Source organism: Aquirhabdus sp., from assembly GCF_046462495.1.
Classification (GTDB): Bacteria; Pseudomonadota; Gammaproteobacteria; order Pseudomonadales; family Moraxellaceae; genus Aquirhabdus.
In genome coordinates, this window is the sequence record NZ_JBKGVE010000004.1 from 459,427 (window position 1) to 478,260 (window position 18,834).

An 18,834-nucleotide genomic window follows, 5' to 3' on the forward strand; every position below is an offset into this window, starting at 1 on the left:
ATTCATTGAATAGTCGGTGGTGCTATGAGCGTTAACGGATTGAGTTTTGAAAGAACCTTCCAAATCTGGGAGTATTTGGTGAGTCATGGGCAATTATTAATTCGAAGTCCAAAGAATAACGAGCATGATTCGAATGTCGATTTAATTTTTAAAGGCGTTGAATACTTGAACGTCCCTCGGTTTTTAAAAAACATTGAGCTTTTTACGCCATTGGCTGATGAAATCGAACATATTCAAAATCTTCTTGGAAAGCCTTTAGATACCAACCTCATTTATATTTTGCAATCAGGCGAGCAGCGCTTTAGTGTAGTGGCGCATTCTTTGACTGTGTCAGAACATCAAAAGGACATTTTTTATAGCCCATTTACAACGACTAAAGATTTGCTAGCGCAACATAGCATTAGTGTTGCGCAGGGTATCAAAGGTGCTGATGTCGGAATGATGATGGACTTTGATGATCGGACCATAGATATCGCTACGGAAGGCAAAATATTTAAGGGTATCAATCCTAATTTTTATGGTGAAGGTGGATATTTTAAACTGTTGAATAATTCGATCATTGCCGTGTCTAAAGCTGAAGCGCTGGCAGCAGCAGATCTACTCTGTGGTTGGTCAATGTCGATATGGACCTGGGGCTTAAAAAAGAAAAGAGTGGCAATTTTCCTACATCAGGATGTGATTTGGATGTTTCTGGATGGTCAATATATTCCAATCCGTCCTAAACATTTTTTTAGGGAAAGGTTTTTGTTCTGGACCAGAGCGTTTTTTATGAATGAAGGTAAGGTTGTTGCTAGGGTAGCGTACTTTACCCCACCACTTAGATACCTAGCTAATGATGGAGGGTTCCCCGAATCTGTTGAGCCACTCAATGACACACTGAATGATCTAAGTACAAAAGATGACTATTTTGAAAAAGTGGAGTTTTTAAAAGGGTTGGGGAGTTTGATGGTAGAGTTAAGCGCTAAAGCATAGATTTAGCTATTATTTTAGAAAAATTTATGTCCAAAGAGACCACGATTTATGTCACTTCCCGAAAATTTTAAAATTATATACGTGAGTGAAAATGAACTTGAATGGCTAGCCGTCGAAGTCTTGTTTCATGGGCAAGACTGATGCAGTTCACACGCGAGCAAGGTATTGAGCATATCGAGATAAAGTTCTTAACGGATTTATATATTTTATCTGGGACGGTCGATCTCAAGTTTTCTTTGGAGGATTTTATGAGTGTCGTGAACGAAGCAAAACAAACCCTAATCTCAGCGTATAATTAAGTTTGGGCAATCTAACCCTTATCAGTCTGGAAATATTCACCTTACCTAGTAGATCAATTTGCCTACTTGATGACATTCCGCCGTCATATAAAACCCGACCTATACCCCCTCAATCCCCGAATCCCACCCCAAAAAAATCAGAACAGCCCCAAGCGCAACCACAGTATTTGCAAGCCCTAAGCCATACCAAGCAAGCGATTGGTTGGCTTTGGTGACGACTAATTACCCGAATTGAATCCGAACAAAAGTTCGGTATACGATACTGTAAGTCAATGACTACAAATTCCGTCAGCTCAAGACCGTCTGCTAATTTGTAAATAGGATGATCAACGACACTGCCATCTCAGGTATTGCAAGAGAGATGAAGGCGTGTCCGACGTTCTTGCCTGACTTATGACAGACCGACGCCAGACCCTCAAACACATTCTCCAACTGCTTAAGTTAAAGGAATTGCTATGAACGCTCCAGCAATCAAAAGTTCCGTTTTTGGTAAATTCAAAACCAAAAACCAAGCGGTCACTACAGATTTTTCCAAAAAGGGCTTAGTGCCGATTCGCCACTTTGATTTTAAATTCAACGTGGACGAAGCAGATCCTGAGTTTTATATGAATGCAGAGTTGGCGAGTGCTTATTTTCAAGCGCTATCCATTTTTCTGACCTTTGGTGAAGACCTTGTAATTGAGACGGCGCGTTATCATCGCGATTTCTTGACTGACCCGATCCTCAAGCAACGTGTGACTGCGTTGATTGGTCAAGAAGCCCTGCATTCTAAAGTCCATGAAGAGTGGAATGAGATCCTGAAAGAAAAAGACTTTCCAGTCACCTTCTACCGCTTCTTAGCTCGCAACGTATTCAACTACGGTTTCCTGAAATTTCCACAGCCGATGAAACTGTCTTTGATGGCAGGGATTGAGCACTTCACCGCAGTGCTGGCTGAGTTCATGATGAAACATGAAGCCAACTTCTTCTATAGTCAAGATGACCGCCAGCGGGGCTTGTGGATGTGGCATATGCTGGAAGAGTCCGAGCATAAAGACATTGCCTATGATGTCTATCAGACCCTGTCCGGTAATTATGCACTGCGCATCACTGGCTTTGCGGCGGCGTTCATTACCATCATGTTCTTGGTGCCACTGGGCGGCGTGCTGATTCCGTTCTTCAGAAAGCCGAGCAATCTGTGGAGTCTCACCTATTGGAGAGATGTCAAACGCAGTGCTGGGCTGTTATTGGGTTCTAAAGATGGCGTTTACGGCAGTACTGTGGGTCATATCCTCGATTACTTGCGCCCAGACTTCCACCCGAATGACCATGACACCTCTGAGTATCTGGCTTACTACAAAGAGCGTTTACTGAATCCTGAAACGGGTCTGTTGACGCCTTATTTCATTAAGGAAGTGGTTCCTAAGGTCAGAGCGGCTTGATCAGTCAAGCCCATACCTTTTCATCAATGTCATAACAACAACACGTGTTTGGAATCATTATGAGTTTATTTGGTAAGAAACAGAAAACCAGTCACCAAGCCTACGCAGTAGTGACTGGCGCGGGGAGTGGGATTGGTCGCAGTTTTGCACTGGAGCTGGGCAAGCGGGGCGGTACGGTAGTGTGTGCAGATATCAATCTGGCGGCTGCGACCGAAACCGTTGCCTTGTTGAAAGACGTGGGTGCAACTGGTTATGCCGTACAATGCGATGTCGGCAACGCTGAAGAAGTGAAAGCGCTTGCCGATCAAGCCGAAGTGCTGATGGGCCATCCAACCACGCTGGTGATCAACAATGCCGGTGTGGGGCTAGGCGGGAAGTTTGATGAACTGACGCTGGATGACTGGAAATGGTGTATGCACGTCAATCTGTGGGGCGTGATCCATGGCTGCCATTACTTTGTGCCGAAGTTTAAAGCACAAGGCTTTGGCGCGATCATCAATGTCGCCTCTGCCGCATCATATGCCGCAGCACCAGAAATGACCGCGTATAACGTCACTAAAGCGGGTGTGCTGTCGCTGTCCGAAACACTGTCTGCTGAGCTGCGAAAGTTCAAGATCAAGGTCAATGTGCTATGTCCCACATTGGTGCCGACCAATATCATCAAAAATGGTCGTATCCCCGGACGCTACTCTAAGCTTGCCGATACTGCGCTGACCAACTATGCCTTCACAACCAGTGATTCAGTGGCGAATTTGACGTTGAATCGTCTGGATAGTGGTGATCTGTATACGATTCCACAAATCGATGCGAAGCTGTTCTGGTTGATGAAACGCACATCACCAAGTCTGTATGCCCGCTTTCTGGGTACCTCGTATCAGTTCTTTAAATAAAATATTGATGATCAATTAAGGTTTAAGCATGACTTCAAAAGCTAAAAAGCAAAGTGCGCATATTTTTGACACGCTGATTATCGGCGCGGGGATTTCCGGGATTGCAGCAGCGATCAAACTGAATAAAGCAGGCTACCACAACTTCAAAATTCTTGAAAAAGCCAGCCGCGTAGGCGGTACATGGCGTGAGAACACCTATCCCGGCTGTGGCTGTGATGTGCCTTCTGCACTGTATTCCTATTCGTTTGCGCCGAGCTCGAAGTGGAGCCACTTGTTTGCCAAGCAACCTGAGATTTTGAGCTATCTTGAAGATGTCAGTAAAAAGTTTGATGTCGAACCGCTGATCGAATTCAACAATGAACTGATCAAAGCCGTATGGGATGAAGCACAGCATCTGTGGGTACTGGATACCACGCTCGGGCAATACCTGTCGCGCACCGTCATCTTTGCTACTGGTCCGATCACCGAAGCACAGATTCCTAAGATCGACGGCTTGGACACCTTTACCGGTGAAATGTTCCACTCGGCACGTTGGAATCATGACTATGATTTGGCAGGCAAGCGCATTGCGGTGATTGGCACGGGTGCGTCTGCGATTCAGTTTGTCCCGCGTATTCAGCCTTTGGCGAAAGAGCTGTACGTATTCCAGCGTACCGCACCGTGGGTGTTGCCGAAGCCAGATATGAACTTGGGCGAAGTGGGTAAATCGGTGATGGAAAACATGCCGATCATCCAAAAAGGCTGGCGCAAGTCAGTCGCCACCTCGCTCAACATCATCAACTTTGGCTTGCGTAATCCGAAGTTCTTAAAACCGGTTAATGAAGCGGGCAAGCAATTGCTCAAGCTCCAAGTCAAAGACGCGACCCTTTTGAAAGACGTGACACCGAACTTTCTGGTCGGCTGCAAGCGTATTTTGTTTGCGAACGACTACTACCCAGCCCTGCAACAGGACAATACTCATCTGATCCCCCATGGTCTGGTGAAGGTTGAAGGGAATACGGTGATTGCCGCCAACGGCGAGCGTCATGAAGTAGATGTGATCATCTGGGGTACGGGCTTTGAAGTTTCTCACCCACCAATCGGCAGAAAAGTCACCAATGAAAAAGGCGTGGTCTTGGCTGACCTGTGGAAAGATACTTCTCCAGAAGCGTACCTTGGCACCAGCCTTGAAAATACGCCAAATGCGTTTTTGGTGCTGGGTCCAAACGTCCTCGTTTATGATTCATTCATTGGACTGGCTGAAGCACAGCTCGACTTCATTATCGATGGTTTGCTAAAGATCAAAGAGCAAGGCATCAGCAAGCTTGCGGTAAAATCGGATGTGATCAAAAAGCACAATCTTCTGGTGCAAAAGCACATCAAAACTACGGTGTTTAATAGTGGGGGTTGTAAGAGCTACTACCTTGATCAAAACGGTCGTAACTTTGCCGCGTGGCCATGGTCATTGAAGAAACTTAAGCAACGACTCACCTCATTGAATCTTGATGATTATCATGTGAGCTACATCGCATCTAAATAAAACCTATATCGCTTAATGATCATCGCTGGGGCCGTATCAACCGCCCCAGCGTACTTTTTTGTCGTATTGACAGACTCACTGGCGTGGGTCTTTTTTTATTGCAAAATCAAGCGCTGGCGATGCGAATTAGACTGGACGCTCTGCTGCTAGCCGGGATATAAGAGGGGATCGAAATGGAAAGATATTCCTCCAAGGATTGCGGCATGTTTAAGAAAGTTATTTTAGCGTTAATGATCGGTACTGTGTCCTCTACAGCGACTTATGCCGTGAGTCAGGCGGTAGGGCCAATTGATCTGACCGCAATCACGACTGCAGCAACTCAGGGCAATCCCCAAGCCCAAGGCCAGTTAGGACAACTGTATGAGTTAGGACAAGGCGTGCCCAAAGATTATGCTCAGGCTTTGCAGTGGTATCGTAAATCAGCAGAGCAGGGGAATGCAGCCGCGCAGTTTAAGCTAGGTTTTATGAGCTATCACGGCTATGGGGTTCCACAAAGTTATGTGACAGCCGTCAGTTGGTATCGTAAAGCCGCCGCGCAGAACTTTGTCCCCGCAGAACATAATCTGGCCTTTATGGCTGAAAAAGGCTTAGGCATGGAGGAAAACACCACCGAGGCCTTTAACTGGTTGCTCATGGCAGCACAGCAGAATTCGATACAGGCGCAGTGGGAAGTGGGCGGCATGTATGAAAAAGGTGAAGGGGTGGCTCAGAATTCAGGACTTGCCAAATTCTGGAAAGACAAAGCGGTGAGCGCAGGTTTTGTGCCACCGGTGCAGACCAAGACTGCCGAGCAGAATAAGGCGGCGGCTCTGCTTGCTGCACAGAACCGACAGATTGATCCTGATCGCCCGCAGAATATTGGGCAATTCTATCTGATGAATAATTTTCACCAGCTTAAAATCGTCAAGAAAGGCGAGACGATCTATCCCAAAACCTCACTGGCAAATCGCGAGTTTGGGGTCGTGATCGTTTGGGCATCGGTCGATGATGAAGGTAAAGTTACCAATGTCACCATCCATCGTTCATCGGGTTCGGAGGCGCTGGATATGGCGGCACGTGATGCGGTGATGCACTATGTCTATGCTCCTTATGTCGATCCTGATCGAGGTGTGACGCGTGCGGTAAAGACCGAAGAGATTATTGAGTTTGACTTGCCGAAGATGTAGGGTCAGGCTTGTCTTAAACCCAATCGAAATTCATTGGGTCCCACTTTGGCAATGGCTTTAAAGGCCCGCGTGAAATTGGCAGGGTCGGTATAGCCAAGCTCATAGGCAATCTGCGTGACGGTGAGCGCTTGCTGGGTCAGCATTTCAAGCGCTTTGTCATGACGGATACGCTGTGACAGATCGCGAAATCCGACGCCTTCACTTTTTAAATAACGATCCAGTGTCCGTGCGGACAAGTTTAATAGCGCCGCTAAATCACCCAGCGTCGCAATCCCATCGCTCGATTCTCGTAGCATCATACTGACCCAATCAACCACTTTGCCTTGCGTCATGAAATGACGGATTTGCTCGCGACAGCGACTCTCGACCATCTCCAATGAATACGGATCGGCAAGTGCCAAGGTGCGCTGCGCAATTTCACCGGGGAATCGCAATCGCAGACTGGGCTTGGCTTCCCATGAGAAGTGGCAGCGCGCTTCTTTTAATTCCTGATAACGTGCACTGTGCGCAGGTTCCGGCATGGAAAAATAGAGATGATAAGCGGGCATGCGCTTTTCAAGGAGCTCACGGATCGTGAAGTGAAACCCGACGGCGATGGCCTCTAGGTGAAAGACCAAGGTTTTTGGACGCATAGAAACGATGGGTTGGATGATGAAATCAATCTGGTCGTGCTCATGGCGATATTGCATGCGAAAGGTCGGCATGATGAGTCGAAAATAGCGGGCAACTAAGCGCAAGGCGACTTCAATGGTGGGGCTGGTCAGGATGCCGTAGCCCAGAATGGCATGTGAGGTTAGCTTCAACGACATACCGAGATCAACGGCAAGATCACTGCGTGCGGACACTTGGGAAACAGCTTCGATTAAGCGTTCAACCTGATCAAGCGTCAGCAGCGCATTGGGTTGGATCAGCATGTCGTAATCCATCTGGATGCTTGCCAAAATTTCTTTAAAGTGAATGTTTTCCCGCTCTAAGACTTCTCCCAAATACAGATAATATCGTGCCGGAATTTCGGGGATATTCGCTTTCATCATATGTCTGCTTTTAAGCTAGTCTTTTGCATTGTCTTAAAATGACAAGATGATGTCAATAAATGACAAGAACTAATCGTGCGATCAAAAGATACTCACTTCATCATTTATCCAGTCTATGGCTTGATCCAATCCTTGGACTTAGCAGTAGAAATGAATAAATCAATCCCGTCCCAATCTTGAAAGATTTTACGGACCTATTGACGATGAATTGCCGAGGTTATGATGAGTGCATTATTTGAAAAAGAGAGCCTTGAAAAAGACAATTTAAAAAATCAGACCTGTACACCCTATGTCGATAAAAAAAGACGGCTATGGCTGCTTGGGCCTTCTTTGCCTGTGATTAGCATTGCGGCGATGGCGGGTTATCAGTTTGGACCCAAAATCACCCGTAAGCTGTTTGCGGGTTTTGGCCCCGTTTTACTGCATGGCATCATCCCTGCTCTGGATAAGATCATTGGTGATGATCAGCAGAATCCGCCGAATAGCGCCATTAAACAACTAGAGGATGATCCCTATTATGCAGCGATCGTCAAACTCTATATCCCGTTGCAATATGCTGCCAATATCTACGGGGCTTACCTAGCCAGCCGGAAGAGCACACCGCTTGCCGATCAACTGCTGCTTGGTAGTTTGCTTGGTGTGGTGAATGGCGTTGCCGTCAATACCGCGCATGAGTTAAGCCATAAACACAGCAAGGTGGATCACTACCTGTCGCACCTTGCACTTGCACCGACGGGATACAATCATTTCCGGGTTGAGCATCCGTATGGGCATCACCGCCGTGTCGCGACTCCAGAAGATCCTGCGTCTTCAAAAATGGGTGAATCCTTCTGGAAATTCCTGCCCCGAACTGTGATTGGCAGCTTTAAATCCGCGATTGAAATCGAAACCAAACGGCTTGCACGTAAAGATCAAAAATTCTGGTCAATTCATAATGAGTTAATCCACGGCTGGCTGGCATCAGCGACGTTTCATGGAGGGTTAATTGCTCTATTTGGTAAGCGGACATTGCCATTTTTAGCCACGCAATCGCTGTACGGCATTACGTTGTTTGAAATCATTAATTATGTTGAGCATTATGGCTTGAAGCGTGAAGACCTCGGGGATGGAAAATATGCCCGTACGATGCCAGAGCACAGCTGGAACAATAATAATATCGTCACCAATTTGTTTTTATACCAACTCCAGCGCCATTCGGATCACCATGCCAATCCAACCCGCAGCTTTCAGGCGTTACGTCACTTTGAGGATGCGCCGCAGTTACCCAGTGGCTATGGTTCTATGATTCTGCCCGCAATGATTCCGAAGTGGTGGTTTAGCATTATGGATCAACGCGTGGTTGATCATTACAAGGGTGACTTGAGTAAGGCGAATATCGACCCCGAAGCGAAAGAGCGTTTGCTCAAGCAGTATGAACCATTGGTCGATATCGATTCCTATTTCAAATAACTGAATCCGTTTGAGGCGAGGCAGAGGACAACATGAAGAAATATCACTGTATTGTATGTGGTTTGATTTACGACGAACGGGAAGGCTGGCCTGATGATGGCATCGTCCCCGGTACGCGGTGGGAAGATATCCCTGAGAGTTGGGTCTGTCCGGATTGCGGTGTTGCGAAGCTAGATTTTGAAATGGTCGAAATCTAGGGAAATATAGGTTCTATTTTTGCCGACTACTACTCAGATTGGCAAATTAAGTCAAATGTTGGCGACAGGTGTACAGTGTCTTGTGTTGCTATACAGAGATGACTACATTCTTGAGAAGCTCAATCATTCGCTCTTCATCGCCCTTTACCTTTCCTATTCAATACGTCGAAATGGTAGAGGCGCTGGTGCGCCTGCGTGGTGGGGATGTACAGCAGATCTATGTGCGCGCACAGCTTGAGCAACATGAGCTGGATAATCCTGAGACGCGAATCAGTTTGTCTCAGTTTGCCGAGCTGATGCAGATTGCCAAAGAGCATATGAACAGCGCAGAGCCTGCATCGATCCAGATGCTACGCCATATGCCTGTTACCATTCACGGCATGCTCGGTATGGCAAGTATCAGCGCGGACACGCTGGGGGATGCACTGGATATCACTCTGCGCTACTTCTCACTCATTCTGCCTTGTATTGAACTGACGCGTGAAAATCGGGGTAATAAAGTCTTTATCTATGTGCGTAATCTGGTGAGTTTCGGCAGTCCTTTTGACGAGACGATGATTGAAATTGTGATCGGTAATTTCTTCAAGATGGTCAGCTTCTCCGAGACGCCAGCCAATGGCAAAGAGATCTCTGAAATATTGGGCAGTGAAGTGCACTTCCGTCATGCCTGCTTTGGTGATGCTGCCGTGTATCAGCGGTTTTGTAATACGTCGATTAAATTCTCGTGTCTGGATAATCAAATGATCTTTGCCCGCGAGGTGCTAAGCCGACCGCTGGTGACGCGTAACCGCAGTACGCGCATGGCACTAGAGACAATGCTTGAGACTAAATTGCAATTGATGCAGAAGCATGATGAGGTTGCAGTACGAGTACGGCGCTTGCTATCGGGATCTGCGGCGCTCAGTCACTTTCCTGATCCCCAGCAGATTGCCGATGCGATGGCGATGTCCACGCGCACGCTTAGCCGACGCCTGTCTGAGGAAGGCCATAGCCTATCCAAACTGATGGAAGAGCTGCGCATGGAGCGTGCAGAGATGCTGTTGATCGGAACGCAGCTTTCCTTATTCAATATCGCCAAGCAATTAGGCTATAGTGATCTGTCGGCGTTCTCCCGTGCCTTTAAGCGGGTCAAGAAGCAAAGTCCGAGTGAGCTGCGGGCGAGTTTGAAACCCTGACCCCTCTTGTTGGGTGTTGTGAGCCAGTAGTGAATTGAGTGGAGAGCATCGTACTTTCTGCCAAATACTGGTGACGAGCGTATAGTGCTCTTTTATGCCTTTGGAGATTTGACCATTTCGCCCAGCCCAGCCGTCATCCGCTCGTCTTCATTGATTACCTTTCCGATTCAGTATCTGGAAATGGTGGAAGGGCTCGTCCGTGCGCGCGATGGGGATATCCAACTGATCTATCAGCATTGTGGACTGACACCCGCCGAAATCAACGATCCTGAGACCCGACTGACCATCCCGCAATTTGTGGCGTTGATGGAATTTTCAAAGCAATACCTAAACAGTGATGAGCCGGCATCAAGGCAGCTTATGCGCTATATGCCGGTGACGATCAATGGCATGCTGGGTATGGCGGTGATGAGTGCGGATACGCTTGGCGATGCACTGGATATAGGCCTGCGCTATTTCCCACTAATTATGCCGTGTATTGAACTCTTGCGAGAGGATCGCGGCAATAAAGTGTATATCCGTGTCAAAACACTGGTGCGTCTAGGCAGTCCGTTTGACGAGACGTTGGTAGAAGTAGTGATCGGCAACATTCTTAAAGTGGTGCAGTTTTCCGAGACAACGTCACAGGGCAAAGCGCTCAGTCAGTTGCTAGGGGCCGAGGTTCATTTTCGCCATTCTCCACGCCGCAAGATTGAGTCTTATCAAAAATATAATAATGTTGCCCTAAAGTTTTCGAGTCTGGAGAATCAACTGGTTCTGCCACGTGAGGGATTGCACTTTCCTTTGGTCACGCGCAACCGCAGTACTCGCCTGACTCTGGAATCAATGCTTGATAGCAAGCTATTGTTATTGCATAGCTATAATCAAGTCGCTGTGCGAGTGCGACGTTTGTTATCCGCTTATGTCGAGCAAGGCAATTATCCTGAATCTGCACAGATTGCCGACATGCTGGCGTTATCGACGCGCACCCTAAGCAGGCGTTTATCCGAAGAGGGCTATACGTTATCAAAGCTGATTGAGGAGGTGCGTATGGAGCGTGCCGAAACACTATTGATCAGCACCTCGTTACCCTTATTCAATATCGCCAAGCAATTGGGCTATAGTGATCTGTCGGCGTTTTCACGTGCGTTTAAACGGGTCAAGAAGCAAAGCCCGAGTGAGCTCCGCGCGAGTTTAAAGGGTCAAGCAAGACTTAATTCAAAATCAAAAACTTCTCAGTCGTATACGACTTCATAAACACCGATTTATGAATCGGGCAGATCAGCGCCTCTTGATTCACGACCCCATAGATCAAATAGGCATAGCTGCTGGATGCCGTGATCAGCGCCATAAAGTTCTTTTGCTGGTCTTGGGTGATGAGGATCTGGTTGCTCAAGGTCAGCACTTCCTCGGGCCGCTCGGTTTTGCGGGCATCTACTTGTAAGCCTAACTGTGTAAAGACACGCTTGATATCGAGCATACTGATCGGGCGAATGCCCAGAGTCTCGTGGCTCAGTAACGTACTGATCTTTTCGGCATCGACGGGGATGTTGTACCGCGCGGTGATTGCCGCCGCCATGATAAAGGCAATGCTTGCCGTGTTGGAATCCTGCGGGTGATGTCCGATTCGGGACAACATCGAGTGTATGTATGAGGGGTAATTGGATTCAGGTGCCGCACAGCGCTCAAGCATGGAGGCTTGGGCTATCGGAACCATACCGAGCAAGGATAGAAGAATGATGAGTCCTTGGCGATAAGCGGTCGTGCGCTGCTGTTTTAACAAAATTTGAGGCTGCCATAGCAGTTTTGCACGGGGATCTGACGAGTATTGACCGATGCCACCGGGATATTGCCCAGCACCAGACCGCCCACTGCCGTCAAAATATCCACATTGGCTTGCGAGGTGGTAATAAAGCCATTCGCGGGATCACCGATGTTGGCTTGCGGAGCCGATAACCACCAGCCGCGCTGTGCCATCAGTTGATTGGTGGTGATCGTGTCACCGTTGGAGTTGTAGCCTCTGGTCGCCACATTGCCATTGGCATCTAAGCTCTGGGTGGTCGTGGGAAAGGTCGACACCCCAAGCGTACCCACCTGTGGCCATAGAATGGCTTGGTTGTTTAGCGAGAGCAGCAAGCCAGAGTTTTTATTGCTGGAAACATTCAGGTTATGCAGATCAATCAGGTTGATGGGTGTATAGGTCGCACTCGCCGAGAGATTGATATTGAGAAACGGCACCAGAACATTCAATTTGGGGACGACCAGCGTGATCGGCCCTAAGTCCACGCCAGTGAGTCTGCTGCCTGACACGTATTGATAGTATCCACCCGTTTCAACATTGCCAGAGGACTCTTGAGTCATGAGCGTACTGGGCAGGTTAGGCTGGGTCGCAGTGACCTTCACATAAGCATTTCCCGTGGCTACGGGGATGCCGAGTACTGTAATCGCCAGCGGATTGCGTAAATCCTGAATCAAGGCTTGAAAAGAGCCACTTAACGCATTGATCCCCGTTTCACCACCGGGCGTGCCACCGACTGTGCCGGGTACGTTAGGGGTGGGGTTTTCGCCGATGGATAATAGGGCTTGTGCGCTCTGTGCCCCAAGTGCAATCCCGACCACTTGGCGATTGGCCAATGATGTTGGATTCTTGATTGCAAGTTGCAGGAAGGGATTGCCCAGTGTGGCATCGGAATCGGCATAAGTGCCACTGGGGCCGGGGCTTGTACCGCTTAAGCGCACATGGCTTAAGTCGATATCACAGCCCGGACCATTGACTCCGCCGCAGCCCAGTTGCAGGTGTTCGATATTGGCATTGAGTGAGACGGTGCCGTTGATCCCAAGGGTATAGAAGCCGAGTCCGCTGGCATTGCCCGATGCGGAAGGGTCGATATAGCTGGTATAGATCGGCGCTTGTCCTGTCACGTCCGCAAGGTGCTGATCATCCAGTCGCGTAAGGTCCGCATGGCTGGTCTGCTGAAGCGAAAGCAGAAATAGTGCGGTCACCAGCGGCGTCATGCTGCGCTTAGGTTTTATTCTTAGTGTGGTCTTCATCGACTATCTGCAACCTGCCGTGATGAGAATTAGATCATCATTGGAGCAGAAGAGCGCTTGGCAGCGGGTGCCAACATTTGACTGGGGGAGCCAATGTTTGGGGCTAATGGATTTTTGTTTTTTGTAATAGATGGTTTTAAAGTGACTAATAAATATTTAGGTGGAGAAATTATTAATAATTTGAATATTTGGTATATTTAGTGTTTATATTTTGTGTGTATTGTAATAAAATTTGCGGTGTATTTTAGTTATAGTGCTCGTGGTAGCGTAAATAAACTCTGTGATTAAAACTGGTGATAATGTGACTACGCATAAATTTTTAGAAAGAAAATACTTAAAAACTGTTTTTGGGTTAATGATCGGTATTTTAGGATTAACGACCCTTGCAGGCTGTGAAAGCAAAGCCGACAAGATCACTAAACAACATCAGCAAGAAGCCATTGATCTCGCTAATCAACCGGGCGATTTTAAAGATCTGCCTAAATCGACGCAATCTTCTAGTTAATCCATCCCCATAGTAAACCTGCTCATTTCATAAGAGGATCTTCAGAGGGTCTTCTTGCGTAACTTTATATAATTCATGTGAATAATCAAAATGATGATACTCAATAATACTGATCAAAGAATGATGGCAAAAGAATTTAAAGGAATCCGAAATCTTTCGATTCTTATTACCCTTCTGATCGGAATTTTATTGAGTACTGTAATCAGTTCTGCATATGCAGACATGGGTGAGTCGCAATATAAAGCTGCACAGATGCCGAATACAAAAAGTTGTAGTGTAGGGCGTGATTTACTCAGTGATGAGGCGGAATACGATAAAACGGATATTGCAGGCCCATTGCCTTATTCAAGGCATTATGAAACAACGTTGTCATATAACCTAAACCGTGTCGATGATATGACCAATGGTCTGAAGTCTATAGGCGGTTGGACAGATAATTATAATAACTACATGTTGGTGGCGCCTGCTGGTGATGGTGTACAAGCCATTATGCGTCTGAGATTACCGGGCGATAAAGATGACACTTATTATATTGTGAATTTGAATACGCAAAGCGTGCAGAGAATATTTTCACCAACACCCTTAGTATATGAAACTTGGTATCTTGCCAAAGGTGATGGTAATGCTGGAAATGACAAGATCGGTTATATGTCAACTGATCATCGTGACCGAAAAGTGATTAATTTAAGTGGCTCATCAATCACAAACCTTTCTTTTTCAGTTAACAACCTTGGAACGATCTACGATTTTCAGTATAAGAAATCTACAGCAGACGATGGAACTGCGATCTATAAAATGGTTCGCGTCACCTACCCAGATGGTCGTAGACTCGGGTTAAGCTATGAGACTTGGGGTGGGGCAGGTTTGCTTGCTGTTGCTGATAACCGAGGACACTTATTAACATTCATTCGTGATTTTTATGCGGATGGCTGGGCTTTGCGCAGTGTGGTCAAAAGCGTCACACTGACAGCACAGAATGGGTATCCAGCTTTCCCTGATCAACAAACAGTTACGTACCAGTATCAAATTTCTGATTGGGCCAATTTCAAACATAATGGAGACAACGAAAAGTTTTATACAATATCCAGTGCCACATCAAACTTGTACGGAACTGAAACATATACCTACACCCCAGCGGCCTTATCGACGGCTCAGCTTAATGGCGTAGTTTATTCTGCGCCGCAATACCAAGTCCAAGTTTTAAATAATGTAAAAAATACGCTGGGCGCAACGCAACTACATTGGGATTATGGCGGTACCCCGTGGACAATGCTAACAGATTCGCATCGACCATTATCTCCAAAGAATGCAGAGAGTGTTGGGCGAACATCATGGGGTAATGGTGTGATACAGGGAGCTACTTTCACTTCCTACGCTTCTTATTCCACAGACGCCAAAGCATCAGGTCAAACCAATTCTGGACAAATCGCTTCTTTTGGAGATTCCAATACTCAGTACGTAACCTACCAATTCTCGGGATACCCTTGCATCACCTATGGCAAAGTGCCTGTCAGTCAAGAGATTATAGACATCCGCTGGAATAACGTTTCTGATATTTATGATTACAATGGAAACCATACCCATTTTACGTATGATGGGATGAACCGTGTAGTGATGGTTGAGGAAGCCATCGGGACTGCACAAGCTAGGATGACCAAATATACTTACGGAAATCTCAATACAGGTGCAACGAATCTTTATTCAACGCCGACCTTAATTGAAGAATATTATAAGAACAATGCATTTCAAGCCAATTTAACCCAAACAACCGCAAATATTTTGAATGCGCGAGGGCAAATTATTCAGCAAACCAAAGGGTATGCTCAGGCTGGAAGCTCAAACCAAACTTGGAAATATGACTATTATGATGATTCAACCCCGGGTAGCAGTGGCTTGCTTAAAAGTTCATCAGGTCCTCGTTCACCACAAGTAGATGATTCTAATTGGTATACATACGATAAATTTGGGAATTTAACCGCTCATTCCGTGATGGTGACAAATTTTAGTACTGGGGTGACTAAAGGCTATACCACCACATATTCTAATTACAACAGTGCTGGATTGGCCAAAACGATTAATAATCCTGATGGTACGGTGGATCAAATTGACTATGACGAAGGCTATCGAATTCGAACAAGATCACATGGAAATAGCTCGAGTTCTATCTTTATCGAAAACAATACTTACAATGCGCTTGGTCAACTAAAAACCTCAACTGATGCGGATGGTAAGACCTCGTTTTATGAATACGATTTAATCGGGCGTTTAGTTAAAACAACACAGCCTAACGGCAATGTTGAGCAAAATGTTTATCATCCCAATGGTGTGGTTTACTATAAACAGTTACTAGCGCCAAATGGCTATTTGTTTGAGTCTCACTGGCAAGATCTTGATGGAAATGGACGTGTAAGTTATACGCGTTCTGGAAGCGAGGATAGGCTATGGACAAGCATGATTCTTGATCCAAATGGCAACGTGACTCAAACCCAGACAGCACAGGGGATCATTAATAAGTGGGGCTATGATGCGTTAAACCGAGCGAATTCCCATACAGATGGTAATAATCATACAGATACCAAAGTATACGATGACTTTGATAATCAAGCTCATACTTTTGATTCTCAAGGAGCTGGTTCAAACCGTACTTTTATCAACCGAAAAATCACCAGTACAGAATACAATTCAGATTCCGGTAGTAAGTCATATCAATATGATCTTGCGAATAATATGACTATTCGGAGCCACAATGAACGGATCTGTAATTTTGGACGCAGTGACCAATTAGGTCGAAATGAGAATCTCAATTGTGCGCTGGCAAGTGGATCCAATCCGGACTTATTAGTTGCCGAAGCATATACCTATGATCAAAGTGCCAACGGCAACTTGGATCAAGTCACATCATTTGTAGTCGGCTCAAGTCCTGTCTCCGGTTTTAAGATGGGAACCGATACCAGTTATACCTATGATATCTATCACCGTATAAAGACTAAGACCCAAACAAACAATACGCCAGCGAAATGGGGATATGCTCGAAGCGTTTTGCAAAATATATATAACTACAGCAGTGCAGGGCGGCTCACGAATATTACCTATCCTTCCGGAAATCGTATTGATTACAACTATGATGGAAGTGGCATACTTAATAATATTCAACTGAACAATCAGTATGTCGTCAGTAATATCAGTTTTGATGGAGCCAATCGCTTAAGAAGTTTCAACTGGGGCGGTACCCAAGCTTTATTCAATATCGGCATTATTGAATCTGGCCTGATAACATCGGTTGGAAGTACGAATAGTTCAGGTGCATATAGTTTTTATACGGACTATATCTACGATCTTGATGGCCGATTGAAGAGTCAAGAGTACTTAGGAGCGAGAACAGCTTATGAGTATGACAATGCCTCACAACTGAATAATGAAACATTGTTAAACGGTAGTTCAATCCATTATTACTACGATAATAATGGAAATCGAATTGGGTCTAGAGCCACAGGGAATACAGGCTTAGGATATTCAACAGCGGATCATTCTTATACGGGCAATCATTTGACGGGTTGGAGTAAGGATGGCATTACACAACCACTCTCTTTGACGGGTCAAGGTGAGATTGATGGCTCCTATAAAGGTCGTGCGGCATATGATTATAAGGGGCGTCGTAGAACAGAAAGTGGTTTACCAAATAGCACCCAATATATAGGGATGTATTTTGACTACAATCACAAGAATGAGCGTACATTTCGCGGTGGGTCGTATATTGATCGCCAATATATGTATGATGAAAATAGTCACCTGATTGGTGAATACGGTCCAAGTGGGAGCATGATTGTTGAGTACGTGTGGCTGGATGATCGTCCTATCGCGGCAGTTTATGCAGGAAACCGCATTGTTTATTTAGTGACTGACTATCAGAAGAAACCACGCCGTGGTATTGATGCCACAACGCAAGGCGTGGTTTGGGCATGGGATCCAGATGCATTTGGTATACAGCAAGCCAGCGGTAGTGTTCAGATGAACCTGCGTTTTCCGGGGCAGTACTACGATGAGCAAAGTGGTCTGTATTACAACCATAACCGCTACTACAACCCTGAGTTGGGTCGGTATATGGAACCTGATCCAATTGGGCTTGAGGGTGGGTTGAATCCTTATAGTTATGTGGGGAATGACCCTGTAAATCAGATTGACCCTACGGGGACTATGCAAGTTATGCTTAAGACATTAGTTCAACTTGCTGTCCAGGTTGCCAAGCAAGATGCAAAGCAGATTGTTAAACAGGAAGTTAAACAGGAAGAAACACAAATTGTTAAACAAACAATTAAGCCTCCTGCATATAGACCGTCTGAAGGGCTACCTAAAGATAAAAATGGCAATAAGGTTCCCAGCTCAGATCTACCTCATACTCAGATCGGTTCACAAGAAGGTCGATTGGGGGAGTATACTCAAACTAGAGAGTGGGGTTATGGAAAGGATGGGAAGCTAGAGCCAACAAGGGATATTGATTGGACTGGTCATCGGCTAGGTCAAGGCGCCCATGAAAATCCCCACCAACATGACTATATCCCTAATCCTACAGGGGGAACCATGCAGCGTTCAAAAGAAGCCAAGACAGTACAAATACCATGAATGAATTTATTAGATTATCTTTAACGAAAGCTGAAAAGCTGGACCAGGACTTGAGTTTAATTAATATTTTTGAACTTATACCTGAGAATAATCTATTTTGGAGTGTTTTAGAGTTTGATGGTATCGGAGAGGCGCCTTTTGATTGGCGTATGGATGAGTTCACCCGATTGGTTTTAAGAACCGACGGGGGTATTCAATTAGATTGGTTTGAACTCAAAAAGTTTATCTTGTCTGTACAAGAAACCTATCATTGTTTGATCGTTGGAGCAAAGTCTACAGAGCTATTTTCTAAGGATAGAAGATATAAAGAAAATTTTTTGGATTCCGAGTATGTGATTGAGGTTTTTGATGGGGGGGAGTTATCTTTCTTTTCAAAATACTCTCAAGTGAATGATGTTATTGAGTCTACGTTCTATCATTGTATTATTTAGCTATCAAGTCATATACCTGCGTCATAGTCAATTTTTTGGTCGTAAGGCTAATAAAATAAAAGCTATTTAACTTAACCATCTTTAAATAGCCGCGTCATATCACGTGGCTTTTTTTATTTTTAACTC

At 45.8% G+C, this 18,834-nt stretch carries 15 protein-coding genes; 12 read left to right on the forward strand and 3 right to left on the reverse strand.

What is annotated here, in order from left to right; translation table 11 throughout:
• Positions 1-24 precede the first annotated feature (24 nt).
• The 5 genes from ACLHG7_RS05595 to ACLHG7_RS05615 all read left to right on the forward strand — a co-directional run bounded on the left by ACLHG7_RS05595 (position 25) and on the right by ACLHG7_RS05615 (position 6,267).
• A complete protein-coding gene (locus ACLHG7_RS05595) occupies positions 25-972 on the forward strand; it encodes a hypothetical protein (RefSeq protein WP_410210051.1) in 948 nt (315 codons plus the stop codon).
• Between the two features lie 754 nt (positions 973-1,726).
• Positions 1,727-2,692: a metal-dependent hydrolase gene (locus ACLHG7_RS05600; RefSeq protein ID WP_410210052.1), complete on the forward strand. Its 966-nt coding sequence runs from the start codon at positions 1,727-1,729 to the stop codon at positions 2,690-2,692.
• Positions 2,693-2,751: 59 nt separating this feature from the next.
• Positions 2,752-3,582 (forward strand): SDR family NAD(P)-dependent oxidoreductase, encoded by an 831-nt coding sequence (locus ACLHG7_RS05605; protein ID WP_410210053.1) that lies wholly within the window; start codon positions 2,752-2,754, stop codon positions 3,580-3,582.
• Positions 3,583-3,610: 28 nt separating this feature from the next.
• Complete coding sequence (locus tag ACLHG7_RS05610; protein ID WP_410210054.1) at positions 3,611-5,101, forward strand: flavin-containing monooxygenase; 1,491 nt, start codon at positions 3,611-3,613, stop codon at positions 5,099-5,101.
• Between the two features lie 203 nt (positions 5,102-5,304).
• Positions 5,305-6,267, forward strand: coding sequence for a TonB family protein (locus tag ACLHG7_RS05615; RefSeq protein WP_410210055.1), 963 nt, complete (start codon positions 5,305-5,307; stop codon positions 6,265-6,267).
• A gap of 2 nt (positions 6,268-6,269) precedes the next feature.
• Here ACLHG7_RS05615 and ACLHG7_RS05620 read toward each other — a convergent pair whose 3' ends face one another.
• The gene (locus ACLHG7_RS05620) at positions 6,270-7,298 is read right to left on the reverse strand and encodes an AraC family transcriptional regulator ligand-binding domain-containing protein (RefSeq protein ID WP_410210056.1); all 1,029 of its coding nucleotides are present in this window, start codon (positions 7,296-7,298) and stop codon (positions 6,270-6,272) included.
• Between the two features lie 225 nt (positions 7,299-7,523).
• On the opposite strand from ACLHG7_RS05620, the gene ACLHG7_RS05625 reads away from it, so the two are divergent.
• From ACLHG7_RS05625 to ACLHG7_RS05640, 4 genes are all read left to right on the forward strand, one after another.
• Complete coding sequence (locus ACLHG7_RS05625; RefSeq protein WP_410210057.1) at positions 7,524-8,750, forward strand: alkane 1-monooxygenase; 1,227 nt, start codon at positions 7,524-7,526, stop codon at positions 8,748-8,750.
• Positions 8,751-8,782: 32 nt separating this feature from the next.
• A complete protein-coding gene (locus tag ACLHG7_RS05630; protein WP_410210058.1) occupies positions 8,783-8,947 on the forward strand; it encodes a rubredoxin in 165 nt (54 codons plus the stop codon).
• Between the two features lie 110 nt (positions 8,948-9,057).
• Positions 9,058-10,122, forward strand: a complete 1,065-nt coding sequence (locus ACLHG7_RS05635) for an AraC family transcriptional regulator ligand-binding domain-containing protein (RefSeq protein WP_410210059.1) — start codon at positions 9,058-9,060, stop codon at positions 10,120-10,122.
• Between the two features lie 84 nt (positions 10,123-10,206).
• Positions 10,207-11,358 carry an AraC family transcriptional regulator ligand-binding domain-containing protein gene (locus ACLHG7_RS05640; RefSeq protein ID WP_410210060.1) on the forward strand — a complete coding sequence of 384 codons (1,152 nt, stop codon included), beginning with the start codon at positions 10,207-10,209 and terminating at the stop codon, positions 11,356-11,358.
• Here the strand turns inward: ACLHG7_RS05640 and ACLHG7_RS05645 are convergent.
• On the reverse strand, positions 11,315-11,884 hold the full coding sequence (locus ACLHG7_RS05645; RefSeq protein ID WP_410210061.1) for a hypothetical protein: 570 nt from the start codon (positions 11,882-11,884) through the stop codon (positions 11,315-11,317). The two genes, ACLHG7_RS05640 and ACLHG7_RS05645, sit on opposite strands and share 44 nt — an antisense overlap.
• Positions 11,878-13,152: a hypothetical protein gene (locus tag ACLHG7_RS05650; RefSeq protein WP_410210062.1), complete on the reverse strand. Its 1,275-nt coding sequence runs from the start codon at positions 13,150-13,152 to the stop codon at positions 11,878-11,880. The genes ACLHG7_RS05645 and ACLHG7_RS05650 overlap by 7 nt, the downstream gene beginning before the upstream one ends.
• Before the next feature lie 301 nt (positions 13,153-13,453).
• On the opposite strand from ACLHG7_RS05650, the gene ACLHG7_RS05655 reads away from it, so the two are divergent.
• The 3 genes from ACLHG7_RS05655 to ACLHG7_RS05665 all read left to right on the forward strand — a co-directional run bounded on the left by ACLHG7_RS05655 (position 13,454) and on the right by ACLHG7_RS05665 (position 18,708).
• Positions 13,454-13,657, forward strand: a complete 204-nt coding sequence (locus ACLHG7_RS05655) for a hypothetical protein (RefSeq protein ID WP_410210063.1) — start codon at positions 13,454-13,456, stop codon at positions 13,655-13,657.
• A 189-nt stretch (positions 13,658-13,846) separates the two neighbouring features.
• Positions 13,847-18,277: an RHS repeat-associated core domain-containing protein gene (locus ACLHG7_RS05660; protein WP_410210064.1), complete on the forward strand. Its 4,431-nt coding sequence runs from the start codon at positions 13,847-13,849 to the stop codon at positions 18,275-18,277.
• On the forward strand, positions 18,274-18,708 hold the full coding sequence (locus ACLHG7_RS05665; RefSeq protein ID WP_410210065.1) for a hypothetical protein: 435 nt from the start codon (positions 18,274-18,276) through the stop codon (positions 18,706-18,708). The genes ACLHG7_RS05660 and ACLHG7_RS05665 overlap by 4 nt, the downstream gene beginning before the upstream one ends.
• Positions 18,709-18,834: the final 126 nt, after the last annotated feature.